Here is a 13,329-nt window from a genome sequence, read left to right as displayed (position 1 = left end):
CGCACAGCGGCGAACGCCGGGCCACGCGCGATCCGCACGCGCCCCGGACTCCGCGCCCCGGCGCCCCGCGCCGGCACTTCTGTGCCCCGGAGCGGCCGCCCGGCTCACGCCCCGGCGTTCTCCTTCACCGTGATCCGCCCCTTGCGGATCGTCGCGACCCGGGGGGCCTGCTTCGCCAGGACGGAGTCATGGGTGACCATGACGAACGTGAGCCCGTGCTCCTTCCACAGCGTCTGAAGGACCTCCATGATCTCGTCGCGCGTGGACTCGTCGAGGTTGCCGGTGGGCTCGTCCGCGAGCAGCACCTTGGGCCGCTTCACCAGCGCGCGGGCGATGGCGACGCGCTGCTGCTGACCACCCGACAGCTCGGCCGGCAGATGCCCCAGCCGCTCGCCCAGGCCCACCGACTCCAGCGCCTCGGCGGCCCGTTCCCGCCGCTCCTTCGCCCTCACCCCGAGCGGCACGAGAGCCGTCTCCACGTTCTCCTGCGCGGTCAGGGTCGGGATCAGGTTGAAGCTCTGGAACACGAACCCGATGTTCTGGCTCCGCACGGTGGTGAGCTTCGCCTCCGACAGCCTCGCCAGATCGGTACCGTCGAGTTCGATGCTCCCGTCGGACGGCTTGTCCAACCCGCCGAGCATCTGGAGCAGCGTGGACTTCCCGCCGCCGGTGGGGCCCTGGATGACCAGCCGGTCCCCGTCGGCGATGGTGAGGTCGACCGCGTCGAGAGCGGTCACGGTGTCCTTGCCGCGCGCGTACCGCTTGGTGACGCCGCTGAGTACGTACATGTGCAACTCCCGGAAGAGACAGAAGGGTTGGTGGCCGGTCAGGCCGCGGGCGGTCGTGCCGCCGGCCCGCCTACTCCACGCGCCGCAGCGCGTCCGCCGGCCGCAGCCGGGAGGCGCGCCAGCCGCCGAACGCCCCCGCGATCAGGCCGCCCGCGACGGCGAGCCCCACCGCCACGCCGATGGTCGTGACGCTGACGGGTGCCGTGAGCGCCACGTCGAGCGCGTTCGAGGCGGCCTGGCGTCCACCACCGGCACCACCGGCGAAGCCGCCGGGTCCACCGCCGCCGGGTCCACCGCCGAACCCACCGCCGCTCGCGCCGATCTCCGCCTGGAGCGTCGGGCTGATCGCCGTCACCAGGTAGGCCCCGCCGAGGCCCAGCGCGATCCCGAGCGCGCCGCCCACGAGTCCGTTGACGACGGCCTCGCCGACGACCTGCCGGGTCACCCGCCCCGACTTCCATCCCAGCGCCTTGAGCGTGCCGAACTCCCGCACGCGCCGCGACACGGCCGAGGAGGTGAGCAGCCCGGCCACCAGGAACGCGGCCACGAGCACCGCGACCGACAGCCACTTGCCGACGTTCGCGGCGAGGTCGGACGCGGTGGACAGCGACCCCGAGACCGTGTCGGCGAGGTCGGCGGAGGTGGTGACGGTCGTCCCGGAGATGTTCTTCTGGATGGCCGCCTTCACGCTGTCGATCCGCTGCGAGTCGCTCGCCTTGACATAGATCGTGGTGATCTTGTCCGGGGAGTCGCTGAGGGTCTGCGCCTGCTTCAGCGGCATGTAGAGGTTGGCCGCCGCGTCTCCGCTGTCGGGCGTCGCGAGCCCGATGACCTGGTACTTGACGCTGTTGATCGTGACGCTGCTCCCGACCTTCAGCTCCTTCTCCTTGGCGTACGACGCGTCCGCGACGACCACCTCGGCGTTCGTCTCGGACGTCTTGAACGTACGACCGCTGGTTATCTTCGAGGAGGTCAGCGGGCCCAGCTCGGGCTCGGTGACGTCGGTGCCGTAGACGGAGTAGTTGTCGACGTCGAACTCGGCGCCGCCGCCCTCGACCCGCCCCTGCGGCTGCCCCGTGCCGCCGCTCCGCCCGGCGCCGGGTCCGCCCTGCTGCTCGCCCCCGGTCCCCTCGTCCTGCTGGAACTGCCCGCGCCGGAACTGCCCGTCGACCTTGATGACCTGGAGGCTGAGACCACCGACGGCCTCCGCGACGCCCTCCTGCTCGCCGACCTCGGTGACGGTCGAACTCGCCAGCGTCTGGAAACCCTGGACCCGGACGAGGTCGCTGCTCTGCTCCTCGTCGGAGTCGTCGTCCTGGGCGTCGAACTCGAACCGGGGGCGCTGGCCGCCGTTCTCGCCGGGTGCGGCGGCGGCCTTGGTGACGGTCATGTCCGTCCCCAGGCCGTACAGGGATTCGAGCACCGTGGCCTGGGCCTTCTCCATGCCCGAGGACACGGAACTGACCACGATCACCAGCGCGATGCCCAGGGCGAGGCCGGAGGCGACGACGAGCGCCGCCTTTCTGCGGCGGCGCAGTTCGCGCCTCAGGTAGGTGAAGAACATGGCGGCAAGCTAGGGACGCCGCGTGATGAAGGCATAAGCCCTGGATAAGAGCCTGATGAGAACCCCTGTGCGCGACCCCGCGGACGACGACCCGACGGACGACGACCTCGCGGAACGACGATGCCGCCCCCGGGTGCTCCCCGGGGACGGCATCGTCGTTGGTGTGCTGTGGTGCTGGTGGGGCTGACGGTGGATCAGACCGCCGAGCCCGCCTTCCAGTCGGCCCAGTTCAGGTTCCAGCCGTTGAGGCCGTTGTCCGGGGCGACCGTCTTGTCGCCGGTGTTCCGGATGTCGACGACGTCACCGACGATCGAGTTGTTGTAGAACCAGTAGCCCGCCGTGCCCTTGTCGTTGGCACCCTTGGTGTCGTTCAGACCGACACAGCCGTGGCTGGTGTTGACGCTGCCGAAGACGGAGTCGGCGCCCCAGTAGTTGCCGTGGATGAACGTCCCGGACGTGGTGAGGCGGATGGCGTGCGGCACGTCCTTGATGTCGTACTCGCCCTTGCCGTCGTCGTCGGTGAAGCCCACGGTCGCGCCGTTCATGCGCGTCTCCTTGAACATCTCCGACATCACCATGACGCCCTTGTAGGTCTTGTTCTCGGGCGAACCGGCGGAGATGGGGATGGTCTTGACGACCTTCCCGTCCTGCATGACCTTCATCTGCTTGGTCTTGGCGTCGACGACGGAGACCTGGTTGCGGCCGATCTTGAAGGTGACCGTCTTCTGCTGCACACCGTAGACACCGTCGGCGCCCTCGACCCCGTCGAGCGCGAGCTTCAGGGTGACGGTGGAGTCCTCCTGCCAGTAGTCCTCGGGGCGGAAGTCGATGCGGTTGGCGTTGAACCAGTGCCCCACGACCTCCTGGCCGGAGCTGCTGGAGACGGTGATCGCCTTCTGGACCTCGGCCTTGTTGGTGATGGCCTTGTCGAAGTTGATCGAGACCGGCATACCGACGCCGACGGTGGAGCCGTCCTCGGGCGTGAAGTTGCCGATGAAGCTGTTGGCCGGGGAGACCGTGGTGAACGCGGAGTTCTCGTGGGCCTCACGGCCCTCGGAGTCCTGGGCCGCGGCCGTGATCTTGTAGCTGGTGGACCGCTCCAGCTGGACGCTCGGGGCCCAGCTCTTCTTGTCCGCGGATATCTCGCCCTCGACGGCGGCACCCTCGGAGGTGGTCATCTTGACCTCGGTGAGCGTGCCCTTGCTCACGGTGACCTTGGCCGAGTTGTTGATGGAGGCGTTGTCCGAGCCGTCCTTCGGCGTGATCTTGATGTCCGCCTCGGAGGTCTTCTCGGCCGCCGCCTTGTCGGCCTGGGCCTGCGAGGAGTCCCCGCCGTCGTTCCCGGACGCGTTGTCGCTGTCACCCCCGCTGCACGCAGAGAGCACCAGCACCCCACCGAGCAGTGCGGACGCGACCGTCAGGCCCCTGCGCCGCTTACTGTTCGTCATCACACGCTTCTCCATCGTTGCCGAATCCCCAAAACGCCGAAGATCCCCGTAAGCACTTAAACACCACTACGGCACCGAGCCGTTCCGCCGAAGCGGATATGTGGGATACGCCACTCCACCCGCAACGGATCGACGGCGACCCGGCGGCGGTGCACTAGTGACTGGTGCGATCCATGAGACGAAAGAACCCCGGGCGGTGGTTGCCGCCCGGGGCAATCAATCTCCCGAGCCGCTCAGCCGAGTCCGTCTTCCTCTTCGTCCTCCCGGTCATCATCCTCGTCCAGACCCCATTCCGGCGAATCGGGGTCGTAGTCGATTCCCTCGCTGCTCCAGGAGGCCTGGGCCAGTTCGACCCCCGGCACGTCCCCGACCAGGTCGAACGGGTCGACCAGATAGGCGAGGGCCTCCGCCGTGTCCTCCGTCACCGCGTTCTCGGCGTGTACCCGTTCATCGGCGGGCATATCGGAGTCGTCCGCGATCCGTCGCAATGCGGCCCCGGTGATGGCCTCGACGTTCTCGACTTCGACCACCAACTCCACGCGAAGGCGGACAAACTGTGATGTCTCCGTTGTACTCATGCTCCGGAGCGTACGGCTCACAGGTGACGCGACTTTCCCGCGACCCGCGCCTTTCATTAGCATCGCCCCCTACGGCCAATTCGCCAGCGCCACAAGGGGATCGATATTCCGTGTCCGTCGCACGTCGCGCGTCGTCCACCGCCCGCCGATCGCTGCTGACCGCCACCGCCGCGGGCACCCTCCTGGGTGCCCTGTGGTTCGTGCCGTCCGCCAACGCGACGCAGGAGCAGACCCCCATACGCGACCGGGCGACGACCGCGACCACGACCTCGGCCGACACCCGCGAACTGGCCGACACGGGCAGCCCCAACACCACGCCCTACATCATCGGCGGCACCACGATGCTGGCCCTGGGCGCGGCGTTCGTCGCGTACTCGATCCGCCGCGAACACGAGGACCTGGGGCCGGTGGGGGGCGCGTAGTTCGCCTGCGGGTGAGTGGGGGCTGGTCGCGCAGTTCCCCGCGCCCCTGAAAAAGCAGGGGCTGCGCCCCGTGCTTTTTTCGGCCCGAAGGGGCCGTAGGCCCTTCAGGGGCGCGGGGAACTGCGCGAGAAGCCCCACCGGACCCGCACCCGAAGCGCCCACGGCCCTCAGGCAAGTACCCCCGTGACGGACTCCGCCGCCGCCACCAACCGCCCGTCCCGCACGAACCCCTCGGCCAACGCCAGATCGGGCGCGAGGAAGCGATCCGGCCCGGGGCCCTCGACCCCGGCCGCCCGCACCGCCTCCACCACGGCCCGCGTGGCCGGCGCCGCCACGAGCCCCTCCCGCAGCTCGACCCCCCGCGTCCCGGCGTACAGCTCCACCGCCAGCACCCGCGTCAGCCCGTCCACGGCGGTCCGCAGCTTCCGCGCCGCGGCCCAGCCCATCGACACATGGTCCTCCTGCATCGCGGAGGACGGGATCGAGTCGGCCGAGGCCGGCACGGCCAGCCGCTTCAGCTCGCTCACCAGCGCGGCCTGCGTGTACTGCGCGATCATCAGCCCGGAGTCGACCCCGGCGTCGTCCGCGAGGAACGGCGGCAGCCCGTGCGACCGGTTCTTGTCGAGCAGCCGGTCCGTCCGCCGCTCCGCGATCGACGCGAGATCCGCGACCGCGACGGCGAGGAAATCGAGGACGTACGCGACGGGCGCGCCGTGGAAGTTCCCGTTGGACTCCACCCGCCCGTCCGGCAGGACCACGGGATTGTCGACCGCCGCGGCCAACTCCCGCTCCGCGACGAGCCGGGCGTGCGCGAGCGTGTCTCGCCCGGCGCCGGCCACCTGCGGGGCGCACCGCACGGAGTAGGCGTCCTGCACCCGGGGCGCGTCGTCCTGGTGGTGCCCGGTGAGTCCCGACCCCTTCAGCACGGCGAGCATGTTGGCCGCGGAGGCGGCCTGGCCGGGGTGGGGGCGGATCGCGTGCAGCTCGGGCGCGAGGACCCGGTCCGTGCCGAGCAGCGCCTCCAGCGAGATCGCGGCGGTGATGTCGGCCGAGGTGTACAGCATGTCCAGGTCGGCGAGGGCCATGACCAGCATGCCGAGCATGCCGTCGGTGCCGTTGAGGAGGGCCAGCCCCTCCTTCTCGCGCAGCTCGACGGGGGCGATGCCGTGTGCGGCGAGCAGTTCACCGGCGGGCCCTACAACGCCGTCGGGGCCCTCCGCGTCGCCCTCGCCCATCAGGGTGAGCGCGCAGTGCGAGAGCGGCGCGAGGTCGCCGGAGCAGCCGAGGGAGCCGTACTCGTGGACGACGGGGGTGATACCGGCGTTGAGGACGTCGGCCATGGTCTGCGCGACCTCGGGCCGTACGCCGGTCCGGCCGGAGCAGACGGTCTTCAGCCGCAGGAACATCAGCGCGCGCACGACCTCGCGCTCCACGCGCGGCCCCATGCCGGCCGCGTGGGAGCGGACGATGTTGCGCTGGAGCCGGGCGCGCAGCTCCTGGCTGATGTGCCGGGTCGCGAGGGCGCCGAAGCCGGTGGAGACGCCGTAGACGGGCTCCGGCTTGGCCGCCAGCGCGTCCACGATCTCGCGCGCCGCGGCGAGGGCGGTCACCGCCTCGTCGGAGAGCTCGACCCGGGCGCCGGCGCGCGCCACGGCGAGGACGTCGGCCGCGGTGACCCCGGACGTCCCGAGGACCACCGTGTCCACAGAGTGCATATCCATATTCAGGATCGTAGGGACTGAATCGCCGAATGTCACGACCGAAGGGCGCAGGGGCTCCTTACCCACCGCGATCCGCAATCCGCGTAGATCGGAATCCGCTCGGAGAACGATCGGAGGTTGCTCAGAGATTGGTCAGAACCCCCAGGTCAGAGCCGTAGAGGTCGCGGACGGCGAGTAGGGTCGATATCTCGGACCGGCCCACGGCCCACTCCCCCCTTGGCCGTGGGCAGCCCAGGACCGCGCGCCGACTCGACCCGCCGCGCGGCCCGCCCTAGGACCGGCGCCCTCGAATGCGGCGCCGGTCCCCCGGGTGCGCGGGGTCCACCGGCGCGGGCGGCCGGTCGGCGAGGCTCACCACCGGGTCCTCCGCACCCTCTCCCTCGCGCCCCGCGACGACCGGTTCGACGGAGCCCGCGGCCTTGGCCCGGTACTGCGCCGCGTCGGCCAGCCGGAAGAGCCGCCGGGCCGAGCGCAGGGGCCCGATCGGGTCGCCGGTGGACGCGACCCCGCAGGCCACCCCGTCCCCCGGTTCCAGCTCCCGCGCCCGCACACACAGATCCCCGGCGACCCGCACCACGTCGTCCGCCGACGGGCCGACCGCGAGCAGACAGAACTCGTCCCCGCCGAGCCGCGCGACCAGCACCCGGGGCAGTTCGGCCGCGCACCGCGACAGCACGGAACCGAACCTCTCCAGCAGCTGGTCCCCCATCGCGTGCCCGTAGGAGTCGTTGACCTTCTTCAGCCCGTTGAGGTCGCAGACGACCAGGCTGATCACCGTCCCGTCGCGCCGGTGCGCCTCCATCGCCTCGTCGAGCCGGAGGTCGACCGCGCGCCGGTTGCCCAGCCCGGTCAGGGGGTCGGTGAAGGCGAGCCGCCGGGCCTCCTCCAGCCGCTCGGACTGCGCGAGCCCGGCCGCCACGACCGAGGCGAGCACGGTGGCGAACGCGGCGTCGTCACCGTGGAAGACGGGCTCCCCGGCGGGCCGGGCCACATACAGCTCCCCCCACGCCCGGCCGTTGAGCACGACGGGCGCCACCACACAGCAGCCGCGCCCGCGCCGGCGCAGCGCGGCGACCCGCTGATGGCAGTAGCCGCCGGGCCGCCGCCCGCCGACCGGCCCCGCGGCCGTCTCCACCCAGGCGTTGGGCTCACCGCCCTCCAGCCACCGCTCGTGCAGGAACTCCGCGATCTCCGGGAACTCGTGCACCGGGTACGTCTCGTCCTCGGGGAACTCCTCCTCGTCGGGCGCCCGGTTCCCCACGTTCACCAGCACCCGCAGCAGCCCGCGCTCCCGCTCCCAGACGGACAGCGCGGCGAAGCTCCCCGAGAGCGCGCGACACGATCCGTCCGCGGCCGCCCACCACGTCTCCCGCGACGTACGCGCCCCCGCCATCCCCCGCGCCAACGCCACCACGGCCCTCAGCCGCCTGTCCTCTCCCATCACCCCAGGCTAGGTAGCTTTGCCCCGATTAGGGACGTTAGTGGGGCGAACAGGGGTACGGGCCGAGCGCTGCACCGAGAGCGGCACCGAGAGTTGTCCCGCCCCCGGGGCGACCGAGCCGGGCCAGCCGAACGGACCGCGCCGACCGCGCCAGGCCACGCAGGCCGCACCGGACGGACGCGCCACGCAACCCCCACGAAAGCCACAAGCCCAGCACCACACCCCCGGACAGCCGACGCTCGCCGACGCCCCACCCGCCCCCTTCCGCTCCACCCGTGTCCGCTCGGCCCCCCTTCCGCTCACTCCCCCGGCCAGGCGGGCTTTCGCTTCTCGTTGAAGGCGGCCACACCCTCCGCGCGGTCGCCCGAGAACGCGACCGAGCGCCAGGCCGCGTCCTCGACCTCCAGACCGGCCCGCAGGTCGAGGCCGTGCCCGAGCCGCAGCGCACGCTTGGCCGCGCGCAGCCCTACGGGCGAGTTCGCGGCGATCCGCTCGGCCAGCGCCAGGGCCTCGGCCCGGTCCCGCCCCTCCTCCACCAACTGGTCCACGAGCCCCAGCTCCCGCGCCTCCTCGGCCTCCAGCCGGCGCGCCGTGAAGATCAGCTCGGCGGCCCGCGCGGCCCCCACCCGGCGCGGCAGCAACTGCGTACCGCCACCCCCCGGGATCACCCCCACCGACACCTCGGGCAGCCCCACCACCGCCGTACGGTCGGCCACGATCAGGTCGCAGGACAGGGCGAGTTCGAAGCCGCCGCCCAGCGCGAAGCCGTGCACGGCGGCGATCGTGGGCATCGGCAGCTCCAGCACGCCGGTGTACGCGGCGCGGGCGACGGGCCGCTGGCGCACCAGATCGGCGTCGCTGAAGGAGTTCCGCTCCTTCAGGTCCGCTCCCACGCAGAACGCCCGCTCGTGCGTCGACGTCACCACGACGACGCGGGCGTCCCGGTCGGCGGCGAGCGCGTCGCACGCCGCCGCGACCGAGCGGGCCATGTCGGTCGACACGGCGTTCATGGCCTTGGGCCGGTCCAGCGCGAGCTCGGCGACGTACCCGTGCCGCCGCACCATGACGAACTCCCCGAACCGCCGCTCCCCCACAGCCACACCGTCACCCATGACACCCTCCCGGTTAACGACAGTTAACAAGCACCGCCCCGATCATCCCAGCCACCCCCGCCGGACGAAACCCCGGCCCGCCCCACGACCACCCCAGCCCCAGTCCCTCCCCACCCCTCCACCCCGACGGACACGCGGCGGCAGACGGCGTCATCCGTGCTCCCCGCGGCCACCCCAACGGGAGCCCCCACGGCGCGCCCCCTTGACGAACCCCGACGATCTTTTCCCCGTACGGGTGACATCCGGACCTTCTCCGGCCACAGCGCCGACCACGGCGCATAACCTGCGCTCCGCCATAGGCGCACCGAGGGACACGGGCGCGCAGGGGAGGGACGAACCATGACGACGAACACGGCCACCAGGCCGACGCAGACCACACCACGGGCGCCACAGCAGCCACCGACGACACCGAGGCCACACCCGGCACCGTCGACGGGTTCGGCGACGCCCCCGCCCCCGTGGAAGCCCTCCACGACCCCCGCCACCCTCACGACGCCCTTCTCCTCGACCACGTCCGGGATCTCGACAGGCCGCCCGAACCAGGTCGCCCACACCCCCGACCAGCCCGCTCCTCGCCCGCGAGGCCGGCACCGCCGGCCTCGGCCCCGGAAACTGCTGTTCGCGGTGGGCGGGATGGCACTGGCCGCCGGCGCCCTGAGCCTCCTGCGGCTGGCATCGGACCCGGTCGGCGGCGTCGGCGCCGCGGGCCCGGCCCCGAGCGCGCCCGACGACGTCACGGACGGCACGACCGAGGCGGGAGCCACCGTGGGCGGCGAGCCGGGCACCGACGCGGGCATCCCCACCGCCGACGCTCCCATGGGCGGCGGAGACCCCACGCCCACCCGGCAGCCTCCGTCACCGGGAGGGCCCTCCCCCACCCCGACCCCTTCCGCCTACCGGCCCGCCCCCTCCATCGGCGTCGACCTCCCCGCCGCCCCCGGCACCGGCGACCTCCCCAGGACTCCGCCGGCCCCGGACACGTCCACGGCACCCCGCGCGCCGGAAGCCTCCCGGCCCACCGCTCCCGCACCCACCCAGCCCCCGGCGGCGGCCCCCCAGCAGCCGACCGCACCGGACTCCCCGACCACGCCGACGGCCCCCGACGACACGACCACGCCCACGAAGCCGACAAAACCGGGCCTGTGCGTCCCGATCGTCGGCGTATGCGTCGACGACGCCCTGAGCGGATAACAGAGATCAGCCACCGCAGCCGTAGCCACAGGGACAGCCGTTGCCACAGGGACAGCCGTGACCAGAGGGAACACCGTGACCACAGGAGCGGCCACACAGCCGACCCCGGATCCGTAGCTATGGCTGTGGCTGTGGCTGTGGCTGTGGCCGTGCCACGAGAAGGCGCCGGACACCCGGCGGCTCCTCGCCCCTCACACCTTCCCCGGCCTCCGCGTGAGCAGCCACGGCTGGACCACGCCCAGCCCACGCACCGGTCGCTGCCACATCGGCTGGAGGGCGAAACGGTAGGTGGGCGGCTCCTCGCCCTCCTTCTCCGCGGCGGCCGCGGCTTCGGCGGCCTCGGCCTCGGAGGCGGGGGCCTCGCCCGTACGGGTCAGCTCCTCGGCGAAGGCGCCGTCGACGAGGACCGCGTCCTTCGGCGCTATCGAGGTGAGCCGGCTGGCGAGGTTCACGGTGGAGCCGAAGACGTCGCCCATCCGCGTCGTCACCGTGCCGAAGGCCATGCCGACGCGCAGCTCGGGCATGGTCTCGTCGTTGGCCATGGTCTCGATGAGGCGCAGCGCGATCTCGGCGGCGACACCCGCGTCGTCCGTGGCGTACAGCACCTCGTCGCCGAGGGTCTTGATGAGCCGCCCGCCGTTCGCCGCCACCAGGTCCGCCGCCGTGGTCTCGAAGGCCTCGACCAGCTCGCCGAGCTCCTCCTCCTCCATCCGACGGGTCAGCCGCGTGAACCCGACGAGGTCCGCGAAGCAGACCGCCAGGCGCCTGTCGACCATCTCCTCGTCGTCGGCGGCCTGCACGACGCGGCCCGTGGCGGCGGCCAGCTGGCGCCGCCAGACGTAGACGAGGAACTCCTCCAGCTCCGGGAGCAACAGCTCGACCAGCGGATACGTCACCTCGGTCCGGGTCATCCCCGGCTCCGGCGGCTCGGTCAGCCCCTCCAGGAAGGAATCGATCTGCCACTCGGCCAGCCGCGCCGTGGTCTGCCCGGTCGACCGGGCGACCTGCACCGCCATGGCCTCACTCAGCAGCCCCGCCTCCACGAGACCGGCGAGGCGCCGCAGCGCGAGCACGTCGGCCTCGGTCAGCGCCTTGGCCTGACCGATGTCCGCGAAGCCCATGGCCCGCCAGAAACGGGACGCCAGCTCCATGGAGACCCCGGCACTGCGCGCCGCCTGAAAGGGGGTGTACCGGCGCTCGGCCCCGAGGATCAGCCCTTCGAGCCGCAACGCCAGCGGGTCCTCCTCGTCGGCGTCCACGTCATGGGGCTCGCCCCGCTCGAGCGAAGCCGAGAGAGGGGGCGGCTCCACGCGGCCATCCGCGTCCGTGCCGGAGCCCGTGTCCTCGACGCTCACTCCTGCTGCCCTTCCGATCTCCCGCGGTCACGTACTCGACCGGCCTCAACTCTACGGCAGGTGTGCGCCAGCTCACTCCGTCAGGTGGGGCCGATGGTGGACACCCCCAAGCCCGCCGCGGGCAGTCACGCCACCCGGACGGGCCCCAACGGCACCCGGCAGGAGCCGACGAGCGAACCCGCCCTCCCCCACACACCACCCCGAGTCCCCACCCCCCACCCCACCCACACATCACTCAGCCCACACCGGCCCCACAGGCCTCACCCGCCACCACCCGCGGCCCACACCCGTGTAGGCCGCACCCACCCACAGACCGCCCCACGTCCCACCCCTCACCCGGCACCCGGCACCCGGCACCCGGCACCCACCGTCTCCGCGGCTTTCCCCTCACACGGGCCGCAGATGCACGATGTCCCCCGCCCCCACCGGCTCCTGCACCCCGTGCTCCGTGGCAAGGACCAGCCGCCCGTCGCCGTCCACGGCCACGGCCTCCCCCACCACCGACCGGTCCCCGGGCAGCTCGGCACGCACGGTGCGCCCCAGCGTCGCGCAGCCCGCGGCGTAGGTCTCCTGGAGGCCGCTCACGGACGGATCGCCCCCGGCGGCCCGCCATCGCCCGTACCACTCCTCCAACGACCGCAGCACGGCCCGCAGCAGGGGGTCACGGTCCGTGGTCTCCGCACCGGCCAGCGCCAGCGATCCGGCCGTCGGCACCGGCAGCTCGTCCTCGCGCAGGCTGACGTTGATGCCGATCCCGATGACGACCCCCTCGGCGCCCGCGCGCTCCGCGAGGATGCCGCCCGCCTTGCGCTCCTCACCGCGCACGGTCACCAGCAGGTCGTTGGGCCACTTGAGCGCCGTGTCGACCCCGGCGATCCGGGACAGCCCGGTCGCGACGGCGACGCCGCTGAGCAGCGGCAGCCAGCCCCAGTGCCGGACGGGCACCTCGGTCGGCTTGAGGAGAACGGAGAAGAACAGCCCGGAGCGCGGCGGCGCGCTCCACACCCGGTCGAGCCGGCCCCGGCCCGCGTTCTGCTCCTCGGCGACGAGCACCGCGCCCTCGGGAAGCCGGTCGGCCCGCCCCGCGAGGTCGGTGTTGGTGGAGCCGATGACGGGCACCACGTCCAGGGAGCTCCACAGCCCGCCCTCCCGGACCAGGGCCCGGCGCAGGGAGGCGGAGTTGAGAGGCGGCCGGCCGAGGTCGGACCAGCGGTCCGACCTCGGCTCACCCGGTCCGCTGGACGGGTCACCTTGTGCACCTGGTGGGTTCGTCATGCAACCCACCCTAGGTTTGACATCCTCCGCCCCGCGAGAAGGGGACGGATTCCAGCCCTGACGAGCCGAGGTTCACGGGCGCTCGATCACTCTCGTGATGCCGCCCCTCCGACGTGTCCCGCCGCGACGCTCCGATCGTACGAGCGGAAGGGGTCAGGAGTGTGGTAAACGCCGCACTGCCGAACGGTAGGCGCAGCACTACTCTACGGATGAGTAACCACACCCACTTCTGAGCACGCCACGCACCACGTACGACCGATCCCTCACGTCCCCTTGAGCAGGCAGGGAGCCGCATCCCGATGTCCGAGCCGGAAGAGTCAGCAAGCATCGACATTCACACGACCGCGGGGAAGCTCGCGGATCTGCAGCGCCGGATCCACGAGGCGACGCACGCCGGCTCCGAGCGCGCGGTGGAGAAGCAGCACGCCAAGGGC

The 13,329-nt window shown here is 72.2% G+C and carries 12 protein-coding genes; 3 read left to right on the top strand and 9 right to left on the bottom strand.

Features of this window, described 5'->3' with window-relative positions; all coding sequences use genetic code 11:
• Positions 1-104: 104 nt before the first annotated feature.
• On the bottom strand, positions 105-788 hold the full coding sequence (locus HW837_RS17560; protein ID WP_045563153.1) for an ABC transporter ATP-binding protein: 684 nt from the start codon (positions 786-788) through the stop codon (positions 105-107).
• Positions 789-858: 70 nt separating this feature from the next.
• Entirely contained in the window at positions 859-2,352 is a 1,494-nt protein-coding gene (locus HW837_RS17555) for an ABC transporter permease (protein ID WP_045563152.1), read from the bottom strand.
• Positions 2,353-2,407: 55 nt separating this feature from the next.
• Between HW837_RS17555 and HW837_RS49610 the strand changes: the two genes are divergently transcribed.
• Positions 2,408-2,539, top strand: coding sequence for a hypothetical protein (locus HW837_RS49610; RefSeq protein ID WP_267887714.1), 132 nt, complete (start codon positions 2,408-2,410; stop codon positions 2,537-2,539).
• Between the two features lie 7 nt (positions 2,540-2,546).
• Here the strand turns inward: HW837_RS49610 and HW837_RS17550 are convergent, their stop codons facing one another.
• Positions 2,547-3,815 carry a L,D-transpeptidase gene (locus HW837_RS17550; RefSeq protein ID WP_093790374.1) on the bottom strand — a complete coding sequence of 423 codons (1,269 nt, stop codon included), beginning with the start codon at positions 3,813-3,815 and terminating at the stop codon, positions 2,547-2,549.
• Positions 3,816-4,033: 218 nt separating this feature from the next.
• Positions 4,034-4,378, bottom strand: a complete 345-nt coding sequence (locus HW837_RS17545; protein WP_045563184.1) for a hypothetical protein — start codon at positions 4,376-4,378, stop codon at positions 4,034-4,036.
• 110 nt (positions 4,379-4,488) lie between these two features.
• On the opposite strand from HW837_RS17545, the gene HW837_RS17540 reads away from it, so the two are divergent.
• Positions 4,489-4,800 carry an LPXTG cell wall anchor domain-containing protein gene (locus tag HW837_RS17540; RefSeq protein ID WP_234379444.1) on the top strand — a complete coding sequence of 104 codons (312 nt, stop codon included), beginning with the start codon at positions 4,489-4,491 and terminating at the stop codon, positions 4,798-4,800.
• Between the two features lie 167 nt (positions 4,801-4,967).
• Here HW837_RS17540 and hutH read toward each other — a convergent pair whose 3' ends face one another.
• The 3 genes from hutH to HW837_RS17525 all read right to left on the bottom strand — a co-directional run bounded on the left by hutH (position 4,968) and on the right by HW837_RS17525 (position 9,056).
• Positions 4,968-6,506 carry a histidine ammonia-lyase gene (hutH, locus tag HW837_RS17535; protein ID WP_045563150.1) on the bottom strand — a complete coding sequence of 513 codons (1,539 nt, stop codon included), beginning with the start codon at positions 6,504-6,506 and terminating at the stop codon, positions 4,968-4,970.
• 286 nt (positions 6,507-6,792) lie between these two features.
• The gene (locus HW837_RS17530) at positions 6,793-7,962 is read right to left on the bottom strand and encodes a GGDEF domain-containing protein (protein WP_045563149.1); all 1,170 of its coding nucleotides are present in this window, start codon (positions 7,960-7,962) and stop codon (positions 6,793-6,795) included.
• 299 nt (positions 7,963-8,261) lie between these two features.
• On the bottom strand, positions 8,262-9,056 hold the full coding sequence (locus tag HW837_RS17525) for an enoyl-CoA hydratase/isomerase family protein (protein WP_193380972.1): 795 nt from the start codon (positions 9,054-9,056) through the stop codon (positions 8,262-8,264).
• Between the two features lie 651 nt (positions 9,057-9,707).
• On the opposite strand from HW837_RS17525, the gene HW837_RS17520 reads away from it, so the two are divergent.
• Positions 9,708-10,265, top strand: coding sequence for a hypothetical protein (locus HW837_RS17520; protein ID WP_052683193.1), 558 nt, complete (start codon positions 9,708-9,710; stop codon positions 10,263-10,265).
• A 191-nt stretch (positions 10,266-10,456) separates the two neighbouring features.
• Here HW837_RS17520 and HW837_RS17515 read toward each other — a convergent pair whose 3' ends face one another.
• Together HW837_RS17515 and HW837_RS17510 are read right to left on the bottom strand one after the other, a co-directional pair.
• The gene (locus HW837_RS17515) at positions 10,457-11,620 is read right to left on the bottom strand and encodes an adenylate/guanylate cyclase domain-containing protein (RefSeq protein ID WP_045563148.1); all 1,164 of its coding nucleotides are present in this window, start codon (positions 11,618-11,620) and stop codon (positions 10,457-10,459) included.
• A gap of 387 nt (positions 11,621-12,007) precedes the next feature.
• Positions 12,008-12,895 (bottom strand): biotin--[acetyl-CoA-carboxylase] ligase, encoded by an 888-nt coding sequence (locus HW837_RS17510; protein ID WP_045563147.1) that lies wholly within the window; start codon positions 12,893-12,895, stop codon positions 12,008-12,010.
• Positions 12,896-13,329: the final 434 nt, after the last annotated feature.

Source organism: Streptomyces caniscabiei (assembly GCF_014930365.1).
Taxonomy (GTDB): Bacteria; Actinomycetota; Actinomycetes; order Streptomycetales; family Streptomycetaceae; genus Streptomyces; species Streptomyces caniscabiei.
The sequence above is the reverse complement of the archived record's forward strand: the minus strand, read 5'-3'. Positions and strand labels throughout refer to the sequence as shown.

Excerpts from the sequence above, each read along its gene's own strand:
- HW837_RS17560 (WP_045563153.1), bottom strand. The coding sequence starts at position 788 with ATGTACGTACTCAGCGGCGTCACCAAGCGGTACGCGCGCGGCAAGGAC.
- HW837_RS17555 (WP_045563152.1), bottom strand. The coding sequence starts at position 2,352 with ATGTTCTTCACCTACCTGAGGCGCGAACTGCGCCGCCGCAGAAAGGCG.
- HW837_RS49610 (WP_267887714.1), top strand. The coding sequence starts at position 2,408 with ATGAGAACCCCTGTGCGCGACCCCGCGGACGACGACCCGACGGACGAC.
- HW837_RS17550 (WP_093790374.1), bottom strand. The coding sequence starts at position 3,815 with ATGGAGAAGCGTGTGATGACGAACAGTAAGCGGCGCAGGGGCCTGACG.
- HW837_RS17545 (WP_045563184.1), bottom strand. The coding sequence starts at position 4,378 with ATGAGTACAACGGAGACATCACAGTTTGTCCGCCTTCGCGTGGAGTTG.
- HW837_RS17530 (WP_045563149.1), bottom strand. The coding sequence starts at position 7,962 with ATGGGAGAGGACAGGCGGCTGAGGGCCGTGGTGGCGTTGGCGCGGGGG.
- HW837_RS17520 (WP_052683193.1), top strand. The coding sequence starts at position 9,708 with ATGGCACTGGCCGCCGGCGCCCTGAGCCTCCTGCGGCTGGCATCGGAC.
- HW837_RS17510 (WP_045563147.1), bottom strand. The coding sequence starts at position 12,895 with ATGACGAACCCACCAGGTGCACAAGGTGACCCGTCCAGCGGACCGGGT.